18 protein-coding genes and 1 pseudogene are annotated in these 20207 nt (G+C 62.6%); 9 read left to right on the top strand and 10 right to left on the bottom strand.

The window, feature by feature from the left end:
* Positions 1–11: 11 nt before the first annotated feature.
* Positions 12–1889: an ABC-F family ATP-binding cassette domain-containing protein gene (locus Q1V57_RS09865; RefSeq protein WP_300530115.1), complete on the bottom strand. Its 1878-nt coding sequence runs from the start codon at positions 1887–1889 to the stop codon at positions 12–14.
* A 200-nt stretch (positions 1890–2089) separates the two neighbouring features.
* Between Q1V57_RS09865 and Q1V57_RS09860 the strand changes: the two genes are divergently transcribed.
* Complete coding sequence (locus Q1V57_RS09860) at positions 2090–2815, top strand: DUF2268 domain-containing putative Zn-dependent protease (protein ID WP_300530113.1); 726 nt, start codon at positions 2090–2092, stop codon at positions 2813–2815.
* A 122-nt stretch (positions 2816–2937) separates the two neighbouring features.
* Entirely contained in the window at positions 2938–3360 is a 423-nt protein-coding gene (gene ndk, locus Q1V57_RS09855) for a nucleoside-diphosphate kinase (protein ID WP_300530111.1), read from the top strand.
* Between the two features lie 82 nt (positions 3361–3442).
* Here the strand turns inward: ndk and Q1V57_RS09850 are convergent, their stop codons facing one another.
* Positions 3443–4879, bottom strand: a complete 1437-nt coding sequence (locus Q1V57_RS09850; RefSeq protein ID WP_300530109.1) for a S41 family peptidase — start codon at positions 4877–4879, stop codon at positions 3443–3445.
* 127 nt (positions 4880–5006) lie between these two features.
* On the opposite strand from Q1V57_RS09850, the gene Q1V57_RS09845 reads away from it, so the two are divergent.
* The 3 genes from Q1V57_RS09845 to Q1V57_RS09835 all read left to right on the top strand — a co-directional run bounded on the left by Q1V57_RS09845 (position 5007) and on the right by Q1V57_RS09835 (position 8079).
* Positions 5007–6230, top strand: a complete 1224-nt coding sequence (locus Q1V57_RS09845) for a winged helix-turn-helix domain-containing protein (RefSeq protein ID WP_300530107.1) — start codon at positions 5007–5009, stop codon at positions 6228–6230.
* A 64-nt stretch (positions 6231–6294) separates the two neighbouring features.
* On the top strand, positions 6295–6996 hold the full coding sequence (locus Q1V57_RS09840; RefSeq protein WP_300530105.1) for a DUF4197 domain-containing protein: 702 nt from the start codon (positions 6295–6297) through the stop codon (positions 6994–6996).
* Positions 6997–7065: 69 nt separating this feature from the next.
* Positions 7066–8079: an adenosine deaminase gene (locus tag Q1V57_RS09835; protein ID WP_300530104.1), complete on the top strand. Its 1014-nt coding sequence runs from the start codon at positions 7066–7068 to the stop codon at positions 8077–8079.
* Here the strand turns inward: Q1V57_RS09835 and arfB are convergent.
* The 3 genes from arfB to purM are packed head-to-tail and all read right to left on the bottom strand — an operon-like array spanning position 8076 to position 10211.
* Entirely contained in the window at positions 8076–8495 is a 420-nt protein-coding gene (arfB, locus tag Q1V57_RS09830; protein ID WP_300530102.1) for an alternative ribosome rescue aminoacyl-tRNA hydrolase ArfB, read from the bottom strand. The two genes, Q1V57_RS09835 and arfB, sit on opposite strands and share 4 nt — an antisense overlap.
* Positions 8496–8502: 7 nt before the next feature.
* On the bottom strand, positions 8503–9153 hold the full coding sequence (gene purN, locus Q1V57_RS09825; RefSeq protein ID WP_300530100.1) for a phosphoribosylglycinamide formyltransferase: 651 nt from the start codon (positions 9151–9153) through the stop codon (positions 8503–8505).
* Between the two features lie 17 nt (positions 9154–9170).
* Positions 9171–10211, bottom strand: a complete 1041-nt coding sequence (gene purM / locus Q1V57_RS09820; RefSeq protein WP_300530098.1) for a phosphoribosylformylglycinamidine cyclo-ligase — start codon at positions 10209–10211, stop codon at positions 9171–9173.
* A gap of 134 nt (positions 10212–10345) precedes the next feature.
* Between purM and Q1V57_RS09815 the strand changes: the two genes are divergently transcribed.
* From Q1V57_RS09815 to Q1V57_RS09800, 4 genes are read left to right on the top strand one after another with little or no spacing between them, the layout of a single operon-like run.
* On the top strand, positions 10346–11443 hold the full coding sequence (locus tag Q1V57_RS09815; RefSeq protein ID WP_300530096.1) for a DUF2066 domain-containing protein: 1098 nt from the start codon (positions 10346–10348) through the stop codon (positions 11441–11443).
* 26 nt (positions 11444–11469) lie between these two features.
* Positions 11470–12162 carry a hypothetical protein gene (locus tag Q1V57_RS09810; protein WP_300530095.1) on the top strand — a complete coding sequence of 231 codons (693 nt, stop codon included), beginning with the start codon at positions 11470–11472 and terminating at the stop codon, positions 12160–12162.
* Positions 12159–14333, top strand: a complete 2175-nt coding sequence (locus Q1V57_RS09805) for an RNA degradosome polyphosphate kinase (RefSeq protein WP_300530093.1) — start codon at positions 12159–12161, stop codon at positions 14331–14333. The genes Q1V57_RS09810 and Q1V57_RS09805 overlap by 4 nt, the downstream gene beginning before the upstream one ends.
* A gap of 3 nt (positions 14334–14336) precedes the next feature.
* Positions 14337–15860, top strand: a complete 1524-nt coding sequence (locus Q1V57_RS09800) for a Ppx/GppA family phosphatase (RefSeq protein WP_300530092.1) — start codon at positions 14337–14339, stop codon at positions 15858–15860.
* On the opposite strand, the gene rnd is transcribed toward Q1V57_RS09800, so the two are convergent.
* From rnd to Q1V57_RS09775, 5 genes and pseudogenes are all read right to left on the bottom strand, one after another.
* Positions 15857–17014 carry a ribonuclease D gene (gene rnd / locus Q1V57_RS09795; protein ID WP_300530090.1) on the bottom strand — a complete coding sequence of 386 codons (1158 nt, stop codon included), beginning with the start codon at positions 17012–17014 and terminating at the stop codon, positions 15857–15859. The genes Q1V57_RS09800 and rnd overlap by 4 nt on opposite strands.
* A gap of 37 nt (positions 17015–17051) precedes the next feature.
* Positions 17052–18356 carry an MFS transporter gene (locus Q1V57_RS09790; RefSeq protein WP_300530088.1) on the bottom strand — a complete coding sequence of 435 codons (1305 nt, stop codon included), beginning with the start codon at positions 18354–18356 and terminating at the stop codon, positions 17052–17054.
* On the bottom strand, positions 18353–19078 hold the full coding sequence (locus Q1V57_RS09785) for a lysophospholipid acyltransferase family protein (protein ID WP_300530086.1): 726 nt from the start codon (positions 19076–19078) through the stop codon (positions 18353–18355). Before Q1V57_RS09785 ends, Q1V57_RS09790 begins: the two co-directional genes overlap by 4 nt.
* A 45-nt stretch (positions 19079–19123) precedes the next feature.
* Positions 19124–19894, bottom strand: a complete 771-nt coding sequence (locus Q1V57_RS09780; protein WP_300530084.1) for a lysophospholipid acyltransferase family protein — start codon at positions 19892–19894, stop codon at positions 19124–19126.
* 47 nt (positions 19895–19941) lie between these two features.
* Positions 19942–20207: pseudogene (locus Q1V57_RS09775) on the bottom strand (hypothetical protein); the annotation flags it as partial.

Below are 20207 nucleotides of genomic sequence, written 5' to 3'. Positions count from 1 at the left end.
GCCCGCCTGCCTTACGCCTGAGCGGCTTCCAGCTTCTCTTCCGCTTCCAGCCATTTCGTCTCGGCGCTGTCGAGCAATTCGACCGCCTTGGCGCGCTTGATCTGCAGATCGGTGGCGGTCTTGGGATCCTTTTCATACAGGCCCGGCGCGGCCAGGCCCTTGTCGATGACCTCGATGACGCCGCGCAGCCGGTCGGCTTCTTTTTCCCAGCGGGTGATCTCGTCTTTCAGAGGCTTGAGCAGCTTGCGCTGTTCAGCCGCGGAGCGGCGGGCGACGGATTTTTCGTCCGTGGCCGGGCCTTTGCGCTTGGCGCCGTCCTTCGGGCCGCGACCGAGCAGAGACTGGCGATAGGTCTCGATATCGTCGTTATAGGGCTTCACCGTACCGTCAGCGACGAGCCAGAGCTGGTCGACACAGGCTTCGATGAGATAGCGGTCGTGCGAGATCAGCACGACCGCGCCGTCATAGGCGTTGATCGCATTGATCAGCTCGGCCCGGCTGTCCATGTCGAGGTGGTTGGTCGGCTCGTCGAGGATCAGGAGGTGCGGGCCCTCAAAGGTGATCAGGTTGAACAGCAGGCGGGCTTTCTCGCCCCCGGACAGGGACTTGGCCGGGGTTTCCTGACGGTCGCCGGGCAGACCGAACCGCGCGAGACGGGCGCGTCGCTGAGCCTCCGTCGCGTCTTCCATCAGCTCCACGACATGCTGGTAGGCGGAGACTTCGGGCGATAACAGGTCGATCTGGTGCTGGGCGAAATAGGCGATGTCGAGCTTTTTGTGTTTGCGCAGGAAGCCGTCACTCGGATCGAGCTTGTCGCACAATAGTTTGGCGAGCGTAGACTTGCCCGCTCCATTGCGACCGAGAATGCCAATGCGGTCGTCCGGATCGACATTGAGATTGACGTCCCGCAGCACGTGCTTGTCCGGCTCATAGCCGGCCTTGAGGTCGAGCATGCGGATGATCGGTGGCGCCATGCGGCGCTGCGGGCTGGGAAAATCAAACGGCGCCACCGGGTCATCGACAATCGTTGCCACCGGTTTCATGCGCTCGAGCATTTTGACCCGGCTTTGCGCCTGCTTCGCTTTCGAGGCCTTGGCCTTGAAGCGGTCAACAAAGCTCTGCAGATGGCGGCGCTGGGCGTCCTGCTTTTCCAGCAGTTTCATTTGCAGGCGCTGTTTTTCCCGCAGGGCTTTTTCGAAGTCGTCATAGCCGCCTTCCCAGACGGAGACCTTTCCGTCCTTGAGGTGGGCGATGGAATTGACCGCGCCATTGAGCAGGTCCCGGTCGTGCGAGATCAGCAGCACCGCGCCGGGATAGGAGCGCAGGTAATTCTCCAGCCAGATCACGCCTTCCAGGTCGAGATAGTTGGTCGGCTCATCGAGCAGGAGGAGGTCAGGGCGCGCGAAGAGCGTTGCTGCCAGGGCTACACGCATGCGCCAGCCGCCGGAAAACTCGCGGCAGGCGCGGCGCTGATCGGTGCCGGAAAAGCCCAGCCCCGCAAGGATCGACCCGGCACGGGCCTCGGCGCTATGGCTTTCGATATCGGCCAGGCGGGTCTGGATGTCGGCGATCCGGTTCGGGTCAGTGGCTGTCTCGGCTTCGTCCAACAGGGCTGTGCGCTCGAGGTCAGCCGCGAGCACGACGTCGATCAGGCTGTCATCACCCCCGGGAGCTTCCTGGGCCACCCAGCCCACCTTGGCGCCTTTCTGGACCCGCGCTTCACCGGATTCCGAGGCAATCTCGCCCCGGATCAGACGGAACAGCGTCGACTTGCCGGTGCCATTGCGCCCGACCAACCCCATCTTGCCCTTGGCCGACAGGGCGAAGGTGGCCTGATCAAACAGCATCCGGCCTTCGATGCGATAGGTGAGGTCGTTGACGTGCAGCATGGGAGGCGGGGGTTAGCCTGCGCGAAGCCTGGGCGCAAGCATGTGTGCGAGCGGTAGAGGGGCTGGGAGCTGGCTCGTGCACTTGGGGCGAAGCAATTTGGGGGGAAGCAGTAATGCACCGTCCCGCTTGCCGGCGCCGCGCGGTCTTGGCATTCCGGCCTCTACGCTGGGGAGCGTATTGATGGGACAAAGACAAGAATATGCTGACCCTGTTTGCCGCTGCCGCGGCTCTGACCGCGCAAACTGCCGATCCGGTCTCGGCGAGTTTCGCCAGTAATGAACACCATGAATTTTCTGCGGCCGAGATGGCGCTGATCAATGATCGCCTCGATGAAATCCACGCCGCAGTCGACGCCTGGTTCCCGCATGTCTCCGACGATGTGAATGTGCGGGTCGAGCCGGTGGACCGGCCCATGCTCGACATGATCGGCGGTGTTACCGGCCGGGCTGACAAACCCGATGACGTGCTGATCGAGATTTCCGTCACCTATCCCGGCGGGATCGAAGCCGCCGTTGATGCCGGTCTGGCCTCGACTTTCGCCCATGAACTCCATCACACGGCGCATGGCTGGACGATGCAGGGCAATCATTTCGGCTATGGCATCCAGATCGCCGTGATCAGTGAAGGCCTGGCGACGATTTTTGCCGAAGAGCTTCTTAACGAGCCCATGCCGGAGCCGATGCAGCCGCCGGCGGAGGTTGAAGACTGGGCTCTGGAAATTCTCGCCTTGCCGCAGGCAGCCAATTACGGCGAGTGGATGTTTGCCCACCCTGACGGTCGCCTGGCGGTTGGCTATCGCACGGGGGCCTGGGTTGTGCGCCGGGCCATGGAGAGATCCGGGCTTTCCGTTGTTGAATTGAGCGAGCGCACGCCATCGACGATCTGGCGTCTGGCCGGGTTTGAGTGGGATCGCGAAATGCCCTGATCTGATGAAGACCGTCTTGTACGCTATGCAAGGCGGTCTTCCCCCGCTATAAGCCCGCGCAAATGCCGCCCCGGAGACGTTCCGGGGCTTTTTGCTAGCCTTCGATTTCAGGGAAACACGTCATGGCGATCCAGCGCACTTTCTCCATCATCAAGCCCGACGCAACCGCTCGTAACCTCACTGGCGCCATCAACGCCAAAATCGAGGAAGCCGGTCTGCGCATCATCGCGCAAAAGCGCATCCGCATGACCAAGGAGCAGGCTGAAGGCTTCTACGGCGTGCACAAAGAGCGTCCGTTCTTCAACGACCTCGTCACCTTCATGATCTCCGGCCCGGTCGTCGTCCAGGCTCTGGAAGGTGAAGACGCCATCGCCAAGTACCGCGAAGTCATGGGTGCCACGAACCCGGAAGATGCTGCTGAAGGCACCATCCGCAAAGAGTTCGCTGAGTCGATCGAAGCGAACTCCGTGCACGGTTCTGACGCTCCGGAAACCGCTGCCCAGGAAATCCCGTTCTTCTTCTCCGACGATGAGATCGTGGGCTAAGGAAAAGGGTTCACGATCCGCACCTGGTCGTGGAAACACTCAAACACCCCGGCCAGGCGGCCGGGGTGTTTTTGTTTGCGCGTCAACCGGCCCGGATGTGGTCGACCAGCTGTTCCAAGGCCGCATCGTGTTCGCCCCGGAGCGGCGGCAGATCCAGTTCGAGGTCCGGCGTCACAGGATGTGGATGATCATCGCCATTGGGGCGGATGATGTGGGCCTTGGGATAACCGACCCGGATGCCTGTTGTGGGAAGGCTGAAATATTCCATCGCGCCATAGGTCGTCGACATGTCCGCCGTGACTTCACCCACGATGGTGCCAAAACCATAATCCTGGATCAGCGCTGCCGTGGTCACCGCATTGGAGTAGGAATAGCGGTTGATCAGGACATATACCTCACCCTCAAAACGCTCACCCTCGCGCGGTTTCGCCTCAGGGAAGTCGTACAGGATGATGTCGCCATTTCGCGCATTGGCGAAGAGCTCGGCATACTGGGCGCTGACCTCGCCGCCACCATCGGCCAAGCGCGCAGCATTGGACGCAGTCGTGGCCTCGCTCACCAGGAGCCGGAACTCGGAGGCGAAACGCCAATCCTGGTCGGCGAACCAGGCGATGATCGGATCGGAGAAGGTGTTATTGCCGCCGGGATTATCGCGCAGATCAAGAATGACGGCCCCGGCATCTGCCTCGATGAAGTCGCCAAAGGCTGCATCGACCCGGGCGACATAGCTGGTCGGATCCCACGTATTGCCACCGTCATCGGTATTGTAGAACGGACCGGGACGCAGATAGCCGATGTCTTCGCCAATCATGCGCGTGTCAAACAGCGGCAATTGGAAGGACTGGACAGGTGCATCGGCTAGAGCCGCCATCTCGTCGCGGGAAAGAAGCGGGACATTGATCGTGATCTCCGGAGCATCGCCGCGGATTACGGTGACGGCGAGGCTGTCCGCTTCGGAATGTTCCAGCCAGACGACGGCCGGGAAATAGCTCTCGAGCAGCGTGTAGGCGAAATCCGGGGTGTCCGCCGACAGGTGGCGGGTCATCCTGTTGAGCCAGATTGCGTTGGGCGTTCCATTGATGGCGATGATTTCATCCCCGCGCTGGAGGCCGTTCTCCAGTGGCATTGCGCTTTCCACCAGGACCCGGCCATCCCGGATGCGGATATCGAAGGGAACGGCGCCGCCACCATTGTCGCGCCAGGCAAACCAATCCCCGACCGGAAAGTCGATCCGGGTATGAGCGATGCGGATTTCAGAGAGGAAGGTCTGGAAGTAGACCGTGGCCTCAAAAGCGGACATCGGGCCCGTGATATCGCCCATCATCTCCGCATGGCGTTGATCGAGGACGGATTGCGGGGTGGCGGAATAAAGCCCCGGCTGGGCGGATTGCAGCGTGGTATAGAGATGGTCGAAATCGCTGCGCAATTGCTCCGGCGAGAACCGGTCCGGTGTTTGGGCCGTGACGGGGGCGGTGAGCAAGCCGAGGCCTAGGGCGAGGGCGGTGGAGGTGACGTGCATCTGTATTCCTTAGATCAGCGGATCAATCATCCGCCAACCTTGTGCGCACTTCCATTTCACGCCATGACCGGACTATCCTTTTGATCTGACCTTTTTCTGACCATGCGGGTTTGACCGGAGTAGAGCCTTGAATTTGCAGACGGGCTTCCAGCTTGAAGACATTCGCGTCGAACCGGGCAATGGGCGTCTGATCCGTGATGGCGAAAGCATCGAGATCGAACCCAAAGTCATGGCTTTGCTGGTCGTGCTCGCCGAGGCCGGCGGCGAGGCTGTGAGCCGGGAGGCGATTGGCGAGAAAGTCTGGCCGGGCGTTACGGTCAATGAGGACGCGCTGTCGCGGGCGGTGTGGAAACTGCGCCGGGCCTTGGGCGATGAAGCCCGGGACGCCAAATTCGTTGTGACAGTGCCAAAGCGCGGCTACCGCCTCGCTGTGACCGCGTCTTCTCCGCCTGACCCGGCAACCGCCATGCCACGCTGGTTGCCGGCCGCGGGACTGGCCGGGGCGGGGGTGCTGCTAGCGGTTGTTCTTCTCTTGCTCCTGGTGCCAGTGAACACGCCGCAAGACCAACCGGCAGCGGATCTGATCGCCCGCGCTGATGATTTCTATGCGCAGATGACACAAAGCGAGAATGAGGCGGCCATGCGGCTGTATCAGCGGGCTTTGGAGGTTGATCCGGGCAGCGCTCCGGCACACGCTGGACTGGCGAACACAATTACCCAGAGCGTGGTGCGCTGGTCCCCGGGAGACTGGCCGGAAGTTGGGCTGAACTCGCGTATCCAGACGGCCCTTGCCAATGGCCGGACGGCGACACCGCAAGCGCGTCAGCAGCTGGAGCGGGCGCTGGGGGTTGCGCGGCAAGCGCTGGAGATCGATCCGGGCTATGCGCCGGGCTATCGCGCTCTGGGCCTGGCCAGCTCGGCCATGGGCGATATCAACGGAGCCATGCGGGCCTATGACCGCGCCGTCACCATTGATCCGGACAATTGGGAAAGCCTGATGAACCTGTCCGACCTGTACGGCTATCAGGGGCAGCCGGAGCTCTCTCTGCGTTATCTGGAGCAATCCTTCGAGGCCATGACGCGCCGGTATGATGCCGAGACGGCACGGATCCGGCCCTGGCATTCCGGCGCCGGGCTGATGATCGCCAGCCGGCATGCCGAACAGGGGCGCATCGAGGATGCCGAGCGCTGGTATCGGCGTGTGCTGCACTGGGATCCGTTCAATAGCGAGGCTATTCCGGCGCTGGCGGCGATCTTGATCGAACGGGGCGAACAACGGGCGGCGCGGGAATTGTGCGCCGGGCTGTCCAGCGATACGGCTGTTGCCGCCTGTTCATCTCCCGGCCCGTAAGACTAACCTCAAGCTCAACCGATCGCGTGCAACAGGGATTCGCGATCCATTCCGGGGGGATGTTATGCACAGACGGGTTTTCATCGCCGGGGCTCTGGCCTCGCTGGCCAGTACGGCAGTTCAGGCCCAAAGCTTTGGCCGTACCCAGGCCGCGGATGGTGTGCGTGAAGCCCTCGACCAAGCCGCCCGACTGGCGACCCACCGCTTGGGCGCAGTCGACGGTTTTTGGGGCGATCCGACAGTGCGCATAGATCTGCCACGTTCGGTCAGCCGTCTGCAATCAACACTGCGTCCGCTGGGGCTGTCCGGCCAGCTCGACAGCCTTGAGCTCGGCCTTAATCGCGCTGCGGAACAGGCCATGCCCCAGGCGCGCGAGATTTTTCTCTCGGTCATTCGCGGCATGACGGTGCGCGATGCTGTCGATATTATCGGCGGGTCTGACACAGCCGCCACCGAATATCTTCGCCGCCGCTCCGGGTCGCGTCTGGGATCGATGCTGGAGCCGCCGATGAACAATGCGATGAGCAGTGCTGGCGTATACCGCACGCTTGACCGCATCGAGCCGCATGTGAACCGGGGCAATAACCTCCTGTCACGCTTTGGGCTCGGCTCTGTATCCTCCGATGATCTTGCGGATTCGCTTCGCGATCATGCTGTCGAGAGGACCCTGGATGGGGTCTTCTACTATATCGGTGAGGAAGAGCGGGCGATCCGCCGCGACCCGCTGGGGCAGGCGTCCTCCCTGCTGCGCCGGGTGTTTGGATAACCGAAACACAGACTTGCGGCGGCTCTGGCATTGCGGGATCATAAACCTCCCCCATCACCGGAGCCCGCCATGACCGACCTCAACGCCCTGATCGACCGACTGCCCAAGGCGGAATTGCACCTGCATCTGGAAGGATCGCTCGAGCCGGAGTTGATGTTCGAACTGGCGCGGCGCAATGCGGTCGAGATCCCGTTCAAGACGGTTGAGGAAGTCCGGGCCGCCTATGAGTTCGCCAATCTGCAGGAATTCCTCGATATCTATTATGTCGGCATGAATGTGCTGATCACCGAGCAGGATTTCTTCGATCTGACATGGGCTTATCTCGAACGCGCCCATGCCGACACGGTGCGCCATGTCGAGGTGTTCTTTGATCCGCAGGGGCATACGGATCGAGGGGTGAGTTTCGAGACCGTCATCACCGGTATCACCGGTGCGCTCGACAAGGCGGACAAGGAGTGGGGGCTGTCCTCGCGGCTTATTCTCTGCTTCCTGCGTCATTTGAGCGAGGAGGCGGCGTTTGAAACCCTGGAACAGGCCAAGCCCTATCTCGACCGGATCGAGGCTGTGGGGCTGGACAGTTCGGAGATGGGGCATCCGCCGTCCAAGTTCGAGCGCGTTTTTGCGGCGGCAGCCGAGCTGGGCCTCAAGCGCGTCGCCCATGCCGGTGAAGAGGGGCCGCCGGAGTATGTCTATGAGGCGCTGGATCTTCTGAAAATCGACCGTCTCGACCATGGCAACCGGGCCCTTGAGGACGAGGCCTTGGTCCAACGACTGGCCGGTGAGGGCATGACTTTCACCGTTTGTCCGCTCTCCAATCTCAAGCTCTGCGGGGTCAGTGATTTGCGCGAGCACCCGCTGAAACGCATGCTGGAACTGGGGCTTAAGGCGACAGTCAATTCCGACGACCCGGCCTATTTCGGCGGCTATGTGAACGAGAATTTCAAGCAGACCGCTATCGCTGTCGGGCTGACGGAAGCGGATGTGATATCGCTTGCGAAGAACAGCTTTACCGGTTCCTTCCTGCCAAAGGCCGAGATCGACAAGCGCTTGGTGGAAATCGACGCGCTGGTGGAAACCGCCTAATCCTCGGAGGACGGCTTCTTCCGCGCCGTCTTCTTGGCGCTGATCCGGGCCTTGGCCTCCTTGGCCCGGCGCACTGCGGCGAGGGAGGGGCGCGATTTCTTGCGCGGTTTCGGCGCGATCAGCGCGCGTTCGATGAGCGTTCTGAGTCGGGATCGTGCGTCTGCGCGGTTGCGTTCACGTGCCCTTTGGGTGTCCGCCCGGATAACCAGCACACCGTCCTTGGTCAGGCGTGACCCGGCGAGGCGTTTCAGCCGCGCCTTGACGTCCGGCGCCAGCGCCGCGCACGCCTCCACATCGAAGCGAAGCTGAACCGCGCTGTCGGTTGTGTTGACGTGCTGACCGCCGGGACCGGAGGCGCGGATAAAGCGCTCCTCGATCTCGGCCTCGTCTATGACCAGCTCGTCGGTGATGCGCATGACCGGATCAGTCGTGCGGGTTCATCAGCAGATCGGCGCCGAATTCGCGCACCTGCAATCGCACCCGTTCGCCGGCGACCCGGGCCTTGCCTTCACAGGCCAGGGCGATGCATTGCGGATAGAGCTGATGCTCCGCCTCGAGCACACGCGCGGCGAGGGTGTCGGGCGTGTCGCCATGCAGGACCGGTACAGCGGCTTGGCCGATGATCGGGCCGTCATCCATTTCCGGGCGCACATAGTGAACCGTGCAGCCATGCAGGCGCACACCGGCTTCCAGCGCCCGCTCATGCGTGTGCAGGCCCTTGAAGGCCGGCAAAAGCGAGGGGTGGATATTGATCAGCAGGTCACGCCATTTCTCGGTGAAGAAAGGCGTCAGGATACGCATGAATCCCGCCAGGCAGACAATACGGGCGCCATAGAGCCGGATCAGCGTGTCGAGGGCCTGTTCGAAGTCCTCGCGCGTTTCATAATCGCGATGATCGAGCACTTCTGTCTCGATGCCGGCGGCTTCCGCCACGGCCAGACCCGGTGCGTCGGGCTTGTTGGAGGCCACGAGCACGATCTCGGCGGGGTAATCCTCCGCCTTCGCCGCCTCGATGATTGCCTGCATGTTGGAGCCGCGCCCGGAGATGAGCACGGCGATCTTGGTTTTCGCCATCAGGTCTGTGTCCTGGATCAGGCCGCTTGAAGTTCACCGACAATGATGCCGGTCTCACCGTTTTCGGCAAGCATGGAAAGCGCCTTCTCGGCATCTTCACGGGCGACGCACAGGAGCATGCCGATCCCGCAATTGAACGTGCGGTGCATTTCGCTCTCGGCAATGCCGCCGGTCTCAGCCAGCCATTTGAACACGGGCGGCAGTTCGAAGGCCGTGTAATCGATGACCGGATTGAGTATTTTCGGCGTCATTCGCGGCGGGTTCTCAACCAGGCCACCGCCGGTGATATGGGCGAGGCCATTGACCAGGCCCGCCTTGATCAGCGGCAGGCAGGCTTTGACGTAGAGCCGGGTCGGAGCGAGCAGGGCGTCGCCCAGGGTTTGCTCCGGTGCGAAGGGCGCCGCATCGGACCAGTCCAGGCCAGCCACTTCGACCACTTTGCGGACCAGGGAATAGCCGTTGGAGTGCACGCCGGAGGAGGCCAGGCCGATGAGGACATCGCCTGCTGCCATGCGGTCATGGTCAGGCAGAAGGCGTCCGCGCTCGGCCGCACCGACGACAAAGCCGGCCAGGTCGAAATCCTCGCCCTCATACATGCCCGGCATTTCTGCGGTTTCACCGCCGATCAGAGCACAGCCGCTTTCGCGGCAGCCGGCGGCGATACCGGAAACGATATTGGCGCCGCGTGCCGGGTCGAGCTTGGAGGTGGCCAGATAGTCCAGGAAAAACAGCGGTTCAGCGCCCTGGGCCAGGATGTCGTTGACGCACATGGCGACGAGATCAATCCCGACCGTATCGACCTTTCCGGTGGCGATTGCGAGCTTCAGCTTGGTACCGACACCATCCGTGCCGGAAATCAGGATCGGATCGTCATAGCCGGCGGCCTTGAGATCAAAGGCACCGCCAAAACCGCCGAGATCGGCTGCCGCGCCGGGGCGCCGGGTGGAGGCCGCCAGCGGTTTGATGCGATCGACCAGCGCGTCACCGGCATCGATGTCGACACCACTATCGGCATAGGTCAGCCCGTTAGCCGGAGCGCCCGTTTCCTTGTTCGCCATCGCGAATCCCTCAGCCCGTGGAAAAAAGAGCGCGGAGTACAGTGCAAACGTCGTTGCAACGCAAGTCGCGGGCTTCACGCCAGCTGTTGGGCAGCTATAGTGGCGGTCAAATCGCGCCACCAGGAGTTCTGCCCGTGCGTTCCTTTATTGCCGCTCTGAGCCTGTCGATCCTTGCTGTATCCAGTGTTCAGGCCGACGACCCTTATACGGTGGGCAATGTGTCCATTGATGCCAGCGCCGATAATGCGCTGGAAGCCCAGACCGCGGCCATGCGCCAGGGCCAGGAAGATGCGGCGCGCATCCTCATTGAACGCCTGACATTGCAGGAAGACCGGGCCGGTACCGGTTTCGATTTCGAGCCGCACATGAATGAGTTCGGTGAGATGGTTGTCGGTGCCGAGCTTGATCAGACGATCGTTGCGGAAATGATCTCGGGCCTCGAGATCCAGAATGAGCAACGCAGTTCGACGCGTTATCTCGCCGATCTGAACATCAGTTTCGACCCACGCGCTGTCGAGCGTGTGTTCGGCGCCTATGGCATCCCCTATGTCTCCGCGCAGTCGCGCCCGACCCTGGTCCTGCCGATCCTCGATGGCGCTACCGATTTCATGCTGTGGGAGGATAATCCCTGGCGCCAGGCCTGGACCAGCCAGTCTTTCGACAATTCCCTGACGCCGATGTTCGTGCCCGGCAATATGGAAGGCGCTGCGCTGATTTCGGCGCGCGATGCGTTGAGCCTGAATGAAGAGGCGCTGCGCGCAGCGGGCGCTTTTTACGGCGTCAATCGTATCGCCGTGCTGCGCGCCCAGGAACGCGGCGGCATTCGCCGCTTTGGCGGTTATCTGGTCAATCTGGACAATGCCGAGGAGCTCGCTGTTGAGACCTGGGGACCGCAAAGCGTCTTCGGGGGCTGGAGCAATGCAGCTCAGCAATTTGTCTTCGACCGTGAGACCGAGTGGAAACGCCAGTCGGTCGTGCGCGATGGCGAAACCCAGGAATTCCGCGTTACCGTGCTCTATGGCGGGCTCGGTGAATGGCGTACACTGCAAGCCGCACTGACGGGGGCTTCGCTGGTCGAGGATGCCCGCCTCGATGCGATGTCGCGCGATGGAGCGCTGATGACGGTAAATTATCGCGGTGCCCTCGAGCAGTTGGTATCCGAACTGGCCGAACGTGGCGCTGCACTGGAAGAGTATCCCGACCTCGGTTGGGTCGTCCGGACTGAATTCTGAGCCCGCACAAAAGGGCTGACACGAGCATGACGCAGCAATTGGCGCTGGATCTGCCCGGCCGGGTCGATTTTAGCGTGGACAGCTTTATTCGCGGCGATGCCAACCGCGAGGCCGTTACAGCGCTGGAACGCTGGCGTGACTGGCCTGCGGGCGCCTTTGCCTTGGTCGGCCCGCCCGGTAGCGGCAAATCGCATCTGGCCGCCATCTGGGCGCAGCAAAGTGGTGCGCGCATGACCACGCTGCACGCCCTTGAGAGCGTTCTGGACCAGCTTGAGCCCGGCGCAGCGCTTGTGGTCGAGGATGCCGATCGCGGTGGCAGCGAAACGGCGCTCTTTCATGCCTTCAACCGTGCGGCTGAGGGCGATCTGCCGGCCTTGCTGTTAAGTGCCCGCCTGCCACCGGCACAGTGGGGCGCTGAATTGCCCGACCTGGTGTCGCGGCTGCGTGCCTTGCCCCAGGTGACGCTGCACGAGCCGGATGACGACTTGCTGACGCAGCTGATCCAGAAACAGCTCAATGACCGGCATGCGCCGATCAAGCCGGGGGTCATCGAATATCTCCTGCCGCGCATGGAAAGATCGGTGGCTGCGGCAAGGACACTCGTTGACTTGCTGGACAAACGGGCGCTGGTAAAACGGACTCCGATCACGCGTGCGGTGGCGCGTGAAGTACTTGCAGAACTTAATCCCGACGCCCCTGATCCAGGAGACGGTGAATGACCGCGGACCTCAACCCGGCAGCAGATATCGAAGAGCTCAAGTCGAGCCCGTCGCGTTTTCTCAATCGCGAGCTGTCCTGGTTGCGTTTCAATATGCGGGTGATCGAAGAGGCGGAGAACCCGCAGCACCCGGTGTTTGAACGTTTGCGGTTTCTGTCGATCTCAGCATCCAATCTGGACGAGTTTTTCATGGTGCGTGTGGCGGGGCTGCGCGCACTGGTCCGCAATGGTGTGACCGCAACCAGTATCGACGGCCTCACACCGGCCGAACAGCTCGATCAGATTCACGTCCTCGCCAGCGAGCTGATGGGCAAGCAGCAGGCCTTGTGGGATTCGCTCAGTTCAGAGATGGCCGAGCGTGGCGTGTCGGTGCTCGGGGCCGGGCAATTGTCCAAGACGGATGCGGCCTGGCTGCATGGCGATTTCCTGTCTCACACCCTGCCGGTGATCACGCCGCTGGCGATCGATCCGGCGCACCCTTTCCCCTTCATCCCCAATCTCGGCTTCGCCCTGGCGCTGCACCTGCGCAACAAGGAAGACGGCAAGGAGATGTATGGCCTCATCCCGATGCCGCTCGGGGTGAAACGCTTCGTCGAACTGCCCGCCCGCGAAAGCGACACGCCGGGGCGCCCCGAGCGCCGTTTCATCGCGCTGGAAACCGTGCTGGCGATGTATGTCGACACGCTCTTCCCGGGGCATGAAGTCATCGGGCAGGGTGCCTTCCGGGTTATCCGCGACAGCGATATCGAGATCGAGGAAGAAAGCGAGGACCTGGTTCTCGAGTTTGAAAACCTGCTCAAACAGCGCCGCCGCGGCGTCATTGTGCGCCTCAAGCTTGAAGCCAGCATGCCGGACGAGCTGCGCAATTTCATCATCGCGCATTTGGGCGCCGAAGATCAGGACGTGGTGCCGATCTCCGGAATTCTCGGCCTGGCCCAGGTGAGCCAGTTGATCCCGGATGACCGGCCTGAACTCCTCTTCCGTCCCTATGAGCCGCGCTATCCCGAACGCATCCGCGACCATGGCGGCGATTGCTTCGCCGCAATCCGGGAAAAGGACATCGTCATCCACCACCCCTATGAAAGCTTCGACGTGGTCGTCGCTTTCCTGCGCCAGGCCGTGGCTGACCCCGATGTTGTCGCAATCAAGCAGACGCTCTATCGCACCTCGAAAAACTCACCCATCGTCGCCGCCCTGATCGAGGCCGCCGAGGCAGGCAAGAATGTCACCGCCCTGGTCGAGCTCAAGGCGCGCTTTGATGAAGAAGCCAATCTGAAATGGGCCCGGGATCTTGAGCGCGCGGGCGTTCAGGTTGTCTATGGCTTCATCGAGTACAAGACCCACGCCAAGGTCTCGCTGGTGGTGCGGCGTGAAGGCAGCGAGCTGCGCACCTATGCCCATTTCGGCACCGGCAATTACCATCCGATCACAGCGCGGGTTTATACCGACCTGTCGCTGTTTACCGCTGATCCGGCCTTCGGCCGCGATGCCGGTCGCGTGTTCAACTACATCACCGGTTATGCGCGTCCGCAAAACCTGGAACGCCTGGCGCTTTCGCCGATCAATCTCAAACAGATGCTGATTGAAAGCATCGAGAATGAGATCGAGAACGCCAAGGCGGGCAAGCCGGCCGCGGTCTGGGTCAAGCTCAATGCGCTGGTGCACCCGGAAATCATCGATGCGCTGTACGCGGCCAGCCAGGCCGGGGTGAAGGTCGATCTTGTCGTACGCGGGATATGCTGCCTGCGCCCCGGTATACCGGGGCTGTCGGAGAATATCCGGGTAAAGAGTATTGTCGGACGTTTCCTCGAACACACCCGCATCGTCGCCTTCGCCAATGGCCATGAAATGCCGTCGCCGCACGCCAAGATCTATATTTCTTCGGCTGACTGGATGCCGCGCAATCTTGATCGCCGCGTTGAACATCTCTGCCCGATCCAGAACCCGACTGTGCACCGCCAGGTGCTCGACCAGATCATGGTCGCCAATCTCAATGATGAGGCCAATAGCTGGTATATGGACGGTAACGGAGATTACCGCCGGGTGGATGTCTCGGCCATTGAGGATCCGTTCTCGGCCCATGCCTATTTCATGACCAACCCGTCCCTGTCCGGGCGCGGCGAAGCGCTCTCAGGCGATACCCCGCCAGTTTTGACCGGAAATGGCGGCTAGGCCTTGGTTCTGGGGGCGACAGATCAGGGACTGATCGCGGAGAATGCGATCGAGCGCGATGTTGCCGTTATCGATGTCGGCTCGAATTCTGTCCGCCTGGTGCATTTCCGTCTCGAGGGGCGAGCCCTCTGGCCGATCTATAATGAAAAGGTCATGGCCGGTCTGGGCGAGGGGGTGCGCGATAGTGGCCGCCTCAATCCCAAAGGGGTTGATATTGCGCTGCGGGCGCTGAAGCGTTTCCAGCGCCTGCTCGATGCCAAGGGCGTCTCTGACCGGCACGTCGTGGCGACCGCCGCCGTGCGCAACGCAAAGGATGGCCCGGACTTCGTCAAACAGGTTGCCGAGCGCACCGGGCTTGAGGTCCGCGTGCTGTCCGGTGCCCAGGAGGGCGTGATGTCGGCTCTCGGCCTGGTGGCCGGCATTCCCGACGCCCACGGCATGACTGGCGATCTGGGCGGGTCGAGCCTGGAGATCACGCCCCTGGTCAATGGCCGTCCGCAAGCGGGCAAGACCTTTCCGCTCGGGCCGCAGGAAGTGCTCGGCGCCAAGGGCTGGGATTATGCGCGCGCCAAGCGCAAGATCGAAAAACGCCTCGACGAGATCGATTTCTCTGGCGCTGAAGGCACAACCTTCTACGCCGTCGGCGGGGCCTGGCGGGCGCTGGCGCAGCTGGCCTTTGCCCGCTCGGGCTATCCGCTGCGCGTGGTGCATCAATTTGCTCTCGACGATAAACAGGCGCGCCAGCTGACCCGGCTGGCGGCTCGGTTGAGTCCGGCCTCGCTGGAAGGCATTCCCGGCGTCGGCCGCCGCCGGGCGGCGACCTTGCCCTATGCGGCTCTGCTGTTGCGCCGCCTGATCAAGCGCGGCGGTTTCGGGCGTATCGTGTTCTCTGCCTATGGGCTGCGCGAAGGCGTCATCATGGCCGGGCAGTCAGAAGCCCTGCGCGACCAGGACCCGTTGGTGGCCGGGGCAGAGGCGCTGTCTCGCCCGGCCGCTCCGGCGCCGGCGTTCGGTCGCGCCCTGGCGGCCTGGCTGCGGCCGGTAATGGAGCCTTTGGACCCCGTATTCTCGCCGCGACGCGACTGGCTGCTGCTGGAAGCGGCCTGCCGCTTGGCGGATATGGGTGCGCGCATGCATCCCGATCACCGCACCGATCTCGCCCGTGAAACCGTGCTTTATGCGCCCTTTGCCGGGATTGATCATGCCGAACGGGTCTTCCTCGCCGCGGTCACGCATTACCGGCATGGCGGCTCCTCCCATGCCATGGAGGTCATGGAGGCACCGCGCTTGATGAGCGAAGCCCAGCATGAACGCGCGCAATTCCTGGGTCTGGCCCTGCGCCTTGCTGCCAAGCTCTCCGGCCGCTCCGAAGCGCTGCTGGGCCGCTTCACCCTGAGCACGCAAGCGGACCGGATCCTGCTCCAGGTCGATGACAGCGTCCGCGATCTTTATGTCGAACGCTCGATTTCCCAACTCGGCGGCCTGGCCGGCATTATCGGCCGGGACGCGGTGGTGGAGTATCGCTAGCTCTTCACGTCCTGCATGACGACGCGGCCATCCTTCAGGGCCAGGGCGATCTCGCCCTGCATCAGGCGTACGGCCGGTTCGCCGAAAACCTCGCGGCGCCAGCCGGTATTGGCCGGGATGTCGGCCTTGGGATCGGCGGCAAGCTTTTCCAGGTCCGGCACGGTAGCGATGAGTCGGGTGGCAACACCGGCCTCTTCGGCAACCAGCTTGAGATAGACTTTCAGCAATTCCACTGTCGGGCCGACATTGGAGGGCGGCGGGGCGGGTTTTTCCACCTTCGGCGCATAGCTTTCCGGATCCGCCATCACGGCGCGCATGGCCTCGTAGAGGCGCTCGGCCGGGCGCGAACGTTCAAAGCCCTTGGGCACGGCGCGCAGGCCCTGCAGCTGGCTCGCTTCTGTCGGCGCAGTCGCAGCAATCTCGTAGAGCGCATCGTCTTTCATGACGCGCTGGCGCGGCATGTCGCGGGTCTGGGCCTCGCGTTCGCGCCAGGCAGCGGCACAGCGCAGGCCGGCGAGCCATTGCGGCGTCATCTTGCGCAGTTTCAAGCGGCGCCAGGCGTCTTCGGGGTTGAGCTCATAAGTGGCCGGGCGGGTCAGTATGCCCATCTCCTCGGCCAGCCAGTCCTCGCGGCCCTTGCGGTCGAGCTTCTCGCGCATGATCGGGTAGAGATCGCGCAAATGGGTGACGTCGGCCATGGCGTATTTGAGCTGTTTGTCGCTCAACGGGCGGCGCGACCAGTCGGTAAAGCGCGGCCCCTTGTCGATCGAGCGCTTCAGGAGGGCGCGAACGAGGCCGTCATAGGCGATGGAATCGCCCAGTCCGAGGGCCATGGCTCCGACCTGGGTATCAAACAGCGGTGCCGGGATCAGGCCTTCACCCTGGTGGAAGAAGATCTCCAGGTCCTGGCGCGCAGCGTGGAAGACTTTCATCACGCGATCATCGGCCATCAGCTCCCAGAACGGCTCCAGATCGAGGCCTTCCGCAAGCGGGTCGATGATAATCTCCGTGTCATGGCCAGCGGCCTGGATCAGGCACAGGGCCGGCCAATACACGGTCTCACGCATAAATTCGGTGTCGACGGCGACGAAATCGCTTTGCAGGAGCGCGTCGCAAGCGCGGCTGAGCTCCGCTGTCGTGGTAATCATGGTCATGGGTAGGGGTGTTACCCCCACCCGGCTTAATTTTCCATCACGAAGGGCTGTAAGGCCGGTTGGGTGATCCGACATAGCGCATGCTGGCCATGGCGATCAGCCCGGTGCCCACGCCGACGAAGACGAAAACCCACCAGATCGGCAGCGCAAACGTGCTCAGGGCGAGCAGGCCCAGCTGGCCGATCGAGGCACCCAGGGCATTGAGCAGCGTACCGGCGGCCAGCAGACGCGCGCGTTTCTCAATCGGGGCCCGGCGTTGGGCCATGGCCTGCAGCGGCACGATATAGAGACCGGCAAACACGGCTGAGGCGAAGAAGGCGATGAGCAGGTGCCAATTGCCCGGGTCTTGGGCAAAAGCGATGGCGCCGACCGGTTCCGGCGTCGGCACCCAGGTCGCGACTTGCCAGCCGATATAGAGATTGATCGCCAGCAGGCCGAAACCGCCCACCACGGTGAAGATGATCGCATCGCGGCCCTTGGTCAGCGCCCCGACCGCCAGCGAGCCGGTTGCGGCACCGATCACGAAGAGGACGGAGAACAAGGTCACCAGGGACGCGCCTTCGCCCATAACCTCGCGCACCAGGAGCGGCATCAGCGTCATCAGGCCGGCGGTGAAAAGATAGAACCAGGCCATGCCCAGGAGCGGGCGCAGGACCTGCGGCAATTGCGTTGCGAAATAGATGATACGCCCGGTTTCGATGATGAAATTCCAGCGGATTTTCAGATCCGGATTGGCGGCCGGTGAGGGCGGGGTGGGCACAATGCTGGCAAACCCCGCGATTGCAAACACGATCAGGAGACCGGCCACGATCTGCGGTCCGTTTGGCGTCGCTGCGAGCAATTGCCCGCCGGCCTGGCCCAATAAGAGGCAGATGAAGAAGACGGCGCCGAACAGGGCATTGCCCGCCACCAGCTCCTCCGGCTTGAGATAATGCGGCATGGAGGAGACCCGCGAGGGCGCATAAAAGGCCGATTGCGCCCCCATCAGGAACAGGGTGAAGATCAGGATCCAGCCGTTGTTGAGCAGGAAGCCCGCCGCCGCGATCAGCATCAGGATGATCTCGGCGAACTTGGCCCGGCGCATCAGCATGGCGCGGTCATAACGATCCGCGATCTGGCCGGAGATGGCCGAGAACAGGAAGAGCGGCAGGGTGAAGGCCGTCGCCGCGATCGGGACCACGGTTTCTGACGGCAGATCGGCCACGGTGAGACCGGAGAAGGTGGCCATGATGATCAGCGCGTTCTTGAACATATTGTCGTTGAATGTGCCCAGCGCCGAGGCAGCGAGGATCGGCGTGAAGCGTTTCGTGCCGATCAGGGAGAGGGAGGATTTCAGGCTCATGCCATTTGCTCCTGGAAGGTCTGGCCTTCCGCTTCCAAAGCCCGCGTGCGTGTTTCCACCGCGTCCTGCAGGCGTTGCATGAAAATTTCCCGGGGCAGGCCGGTCGGCAGCGGATCGAGGAATTCGATCACCGCGGTGCCGGGGCTTTTCTCCCAATCCTCCTGCTGCCAGCGCAGGCCCAGATTGGTGGCCACGGGGATAACGGGGCGCTCGAGCGTCTGGTAGATCTTGTAGACGCCCTTGCGATATCTCTTGGTCTCACCGATCGCAGCCAGACCGCCTTCCGGATAGATCAGGATCGGCCGGTTCTCGCCATGTGAGCGCGAGATCGCGTCTTCCAGCGCACCCGCGGCAGTGGTGTTGCCCTGGCTATTGACCATGGTGGCGCCGGCGATGCGGACGATACGGTTGATCAGCGGGAATTTCTCAATGCCATTGCCGATGACGAAATTGATGTCGCCGGAGATGGCCAGCATTAGCGGGCCGTCGGCATAGGATTGATGCTTGGCGGCGAGGATGACCGGCTGGCCCTTGGGCGGGGTGCCGCGGACCTCGATCTTGATGCCGGCGACCCAGTACATGGTGAAGCGGATGGTATGGGCATAGCCGATCATCGTCTTCACCAACGGGGTGCGCCAGGGCAGCCAGGACAGGCCATAGCAGGTCAGCGCAAAGACCGCCGAGATACCCCAGAACAGGCAGTTAAAGATAAAGGACCGCATGGTCATTTCCTCCCCGGGGCGCGTTGGCCCCGCCGGCGGGCGTGTCTAGATGCACGCCTCGGCCCGGCTTTCATTGCTTTCGACACAGTGCAGTGCTTGGTGCTGGTGCGCAAATTCTGCCTCCAGGGCCCGCGATTTGGCTTCCACGTCACGCTCCAGCTTGGCCAGGAAGGCGTCGCGGTCGGCGCTGGGCTGCATCGGCTCGAGGAATTCGATGACGGCCGTGCCCTTGAATTTGGACCATTTCTGCTGCGGCCAGCACTGGCCCAGATTGGTCGCCACCGGCACCACCGGACGATCCAGCTGGTGCGACATGCGCCAGGCACCCGAGCGATAGCGCATACCTGTGCCGACCTCGGTCAGATGGCCTTCCGGATAGATCAGGATCGGACGCGGCGCGCCTTCACCCTGGCTGCGGGCCATGCCGTCTTTCAGGCTCTGAGCCGCTTTCTCACCACCCTGATTGTTGACCACGATGGCGCCGCAACGCTTGAGTACCCAGCCGATCAGCGGGAATTTCAGCATGTGATCGCCACAGACGAAGTTCACATCCCCGGTCTTGGCCATCATGACAATGCCGTCGCCCCAGGACTGGTGCTTGGCCGCGATGACGACCGGCTGGTTCTTCGGCGGCGTGCCGCGGACCTCGACCTTGATGCCGCAAATGACGCGCATCAGGATCACGGTAGCGCGCGAATAGGAGCGGATGCCGTGCATCAGCGCCCAGCGGCCGGGCAGGAGCGCCAGCCCGGCACAGATGATGGCGTAGACGCCGGACAGGGACCAATAGGCAATATTGAAGATGAAGGACCGCATGACGGGCTCCTTTGCTCAATGAAAATCTGTGTGGAGTCGGGCTCGGATCAGGCCGAGTGCAGCACGGCCATGATGGCGCGGGTGAAGGCCTCGACATGAGCCGAAAGCGGGCGCTTGATGCGGCCATAGAGGCTGTATTCCGCGCTCTGCATGACCACGCCCAGCGCCATGCCGGAGTAAAGCTCCGGATCGGCCTTGGGGATCTCGCCGCGTTCCATCGCCTGCGAGACGACATCGGTCATGAAATCCGACGGGTCGGCGCCGCCATCGCCGGAGGCGGCGATGAAGTTGTTGCGATGGGTGAGGTGATAGG

Source organism: Maricaulis sp. (assembly GCF_030149425.1).
Lineage (GTDB): Bacteria > Pseudomonadota > Alphaproteobacteria > Caulobacterales > Maricaulaceae > Maricaulis.
The sequence above is the reverse complement of the archived record's forward strand: the minus strand, read 5'-3'. Positions and strand labels throughout refer to the sequence as shown.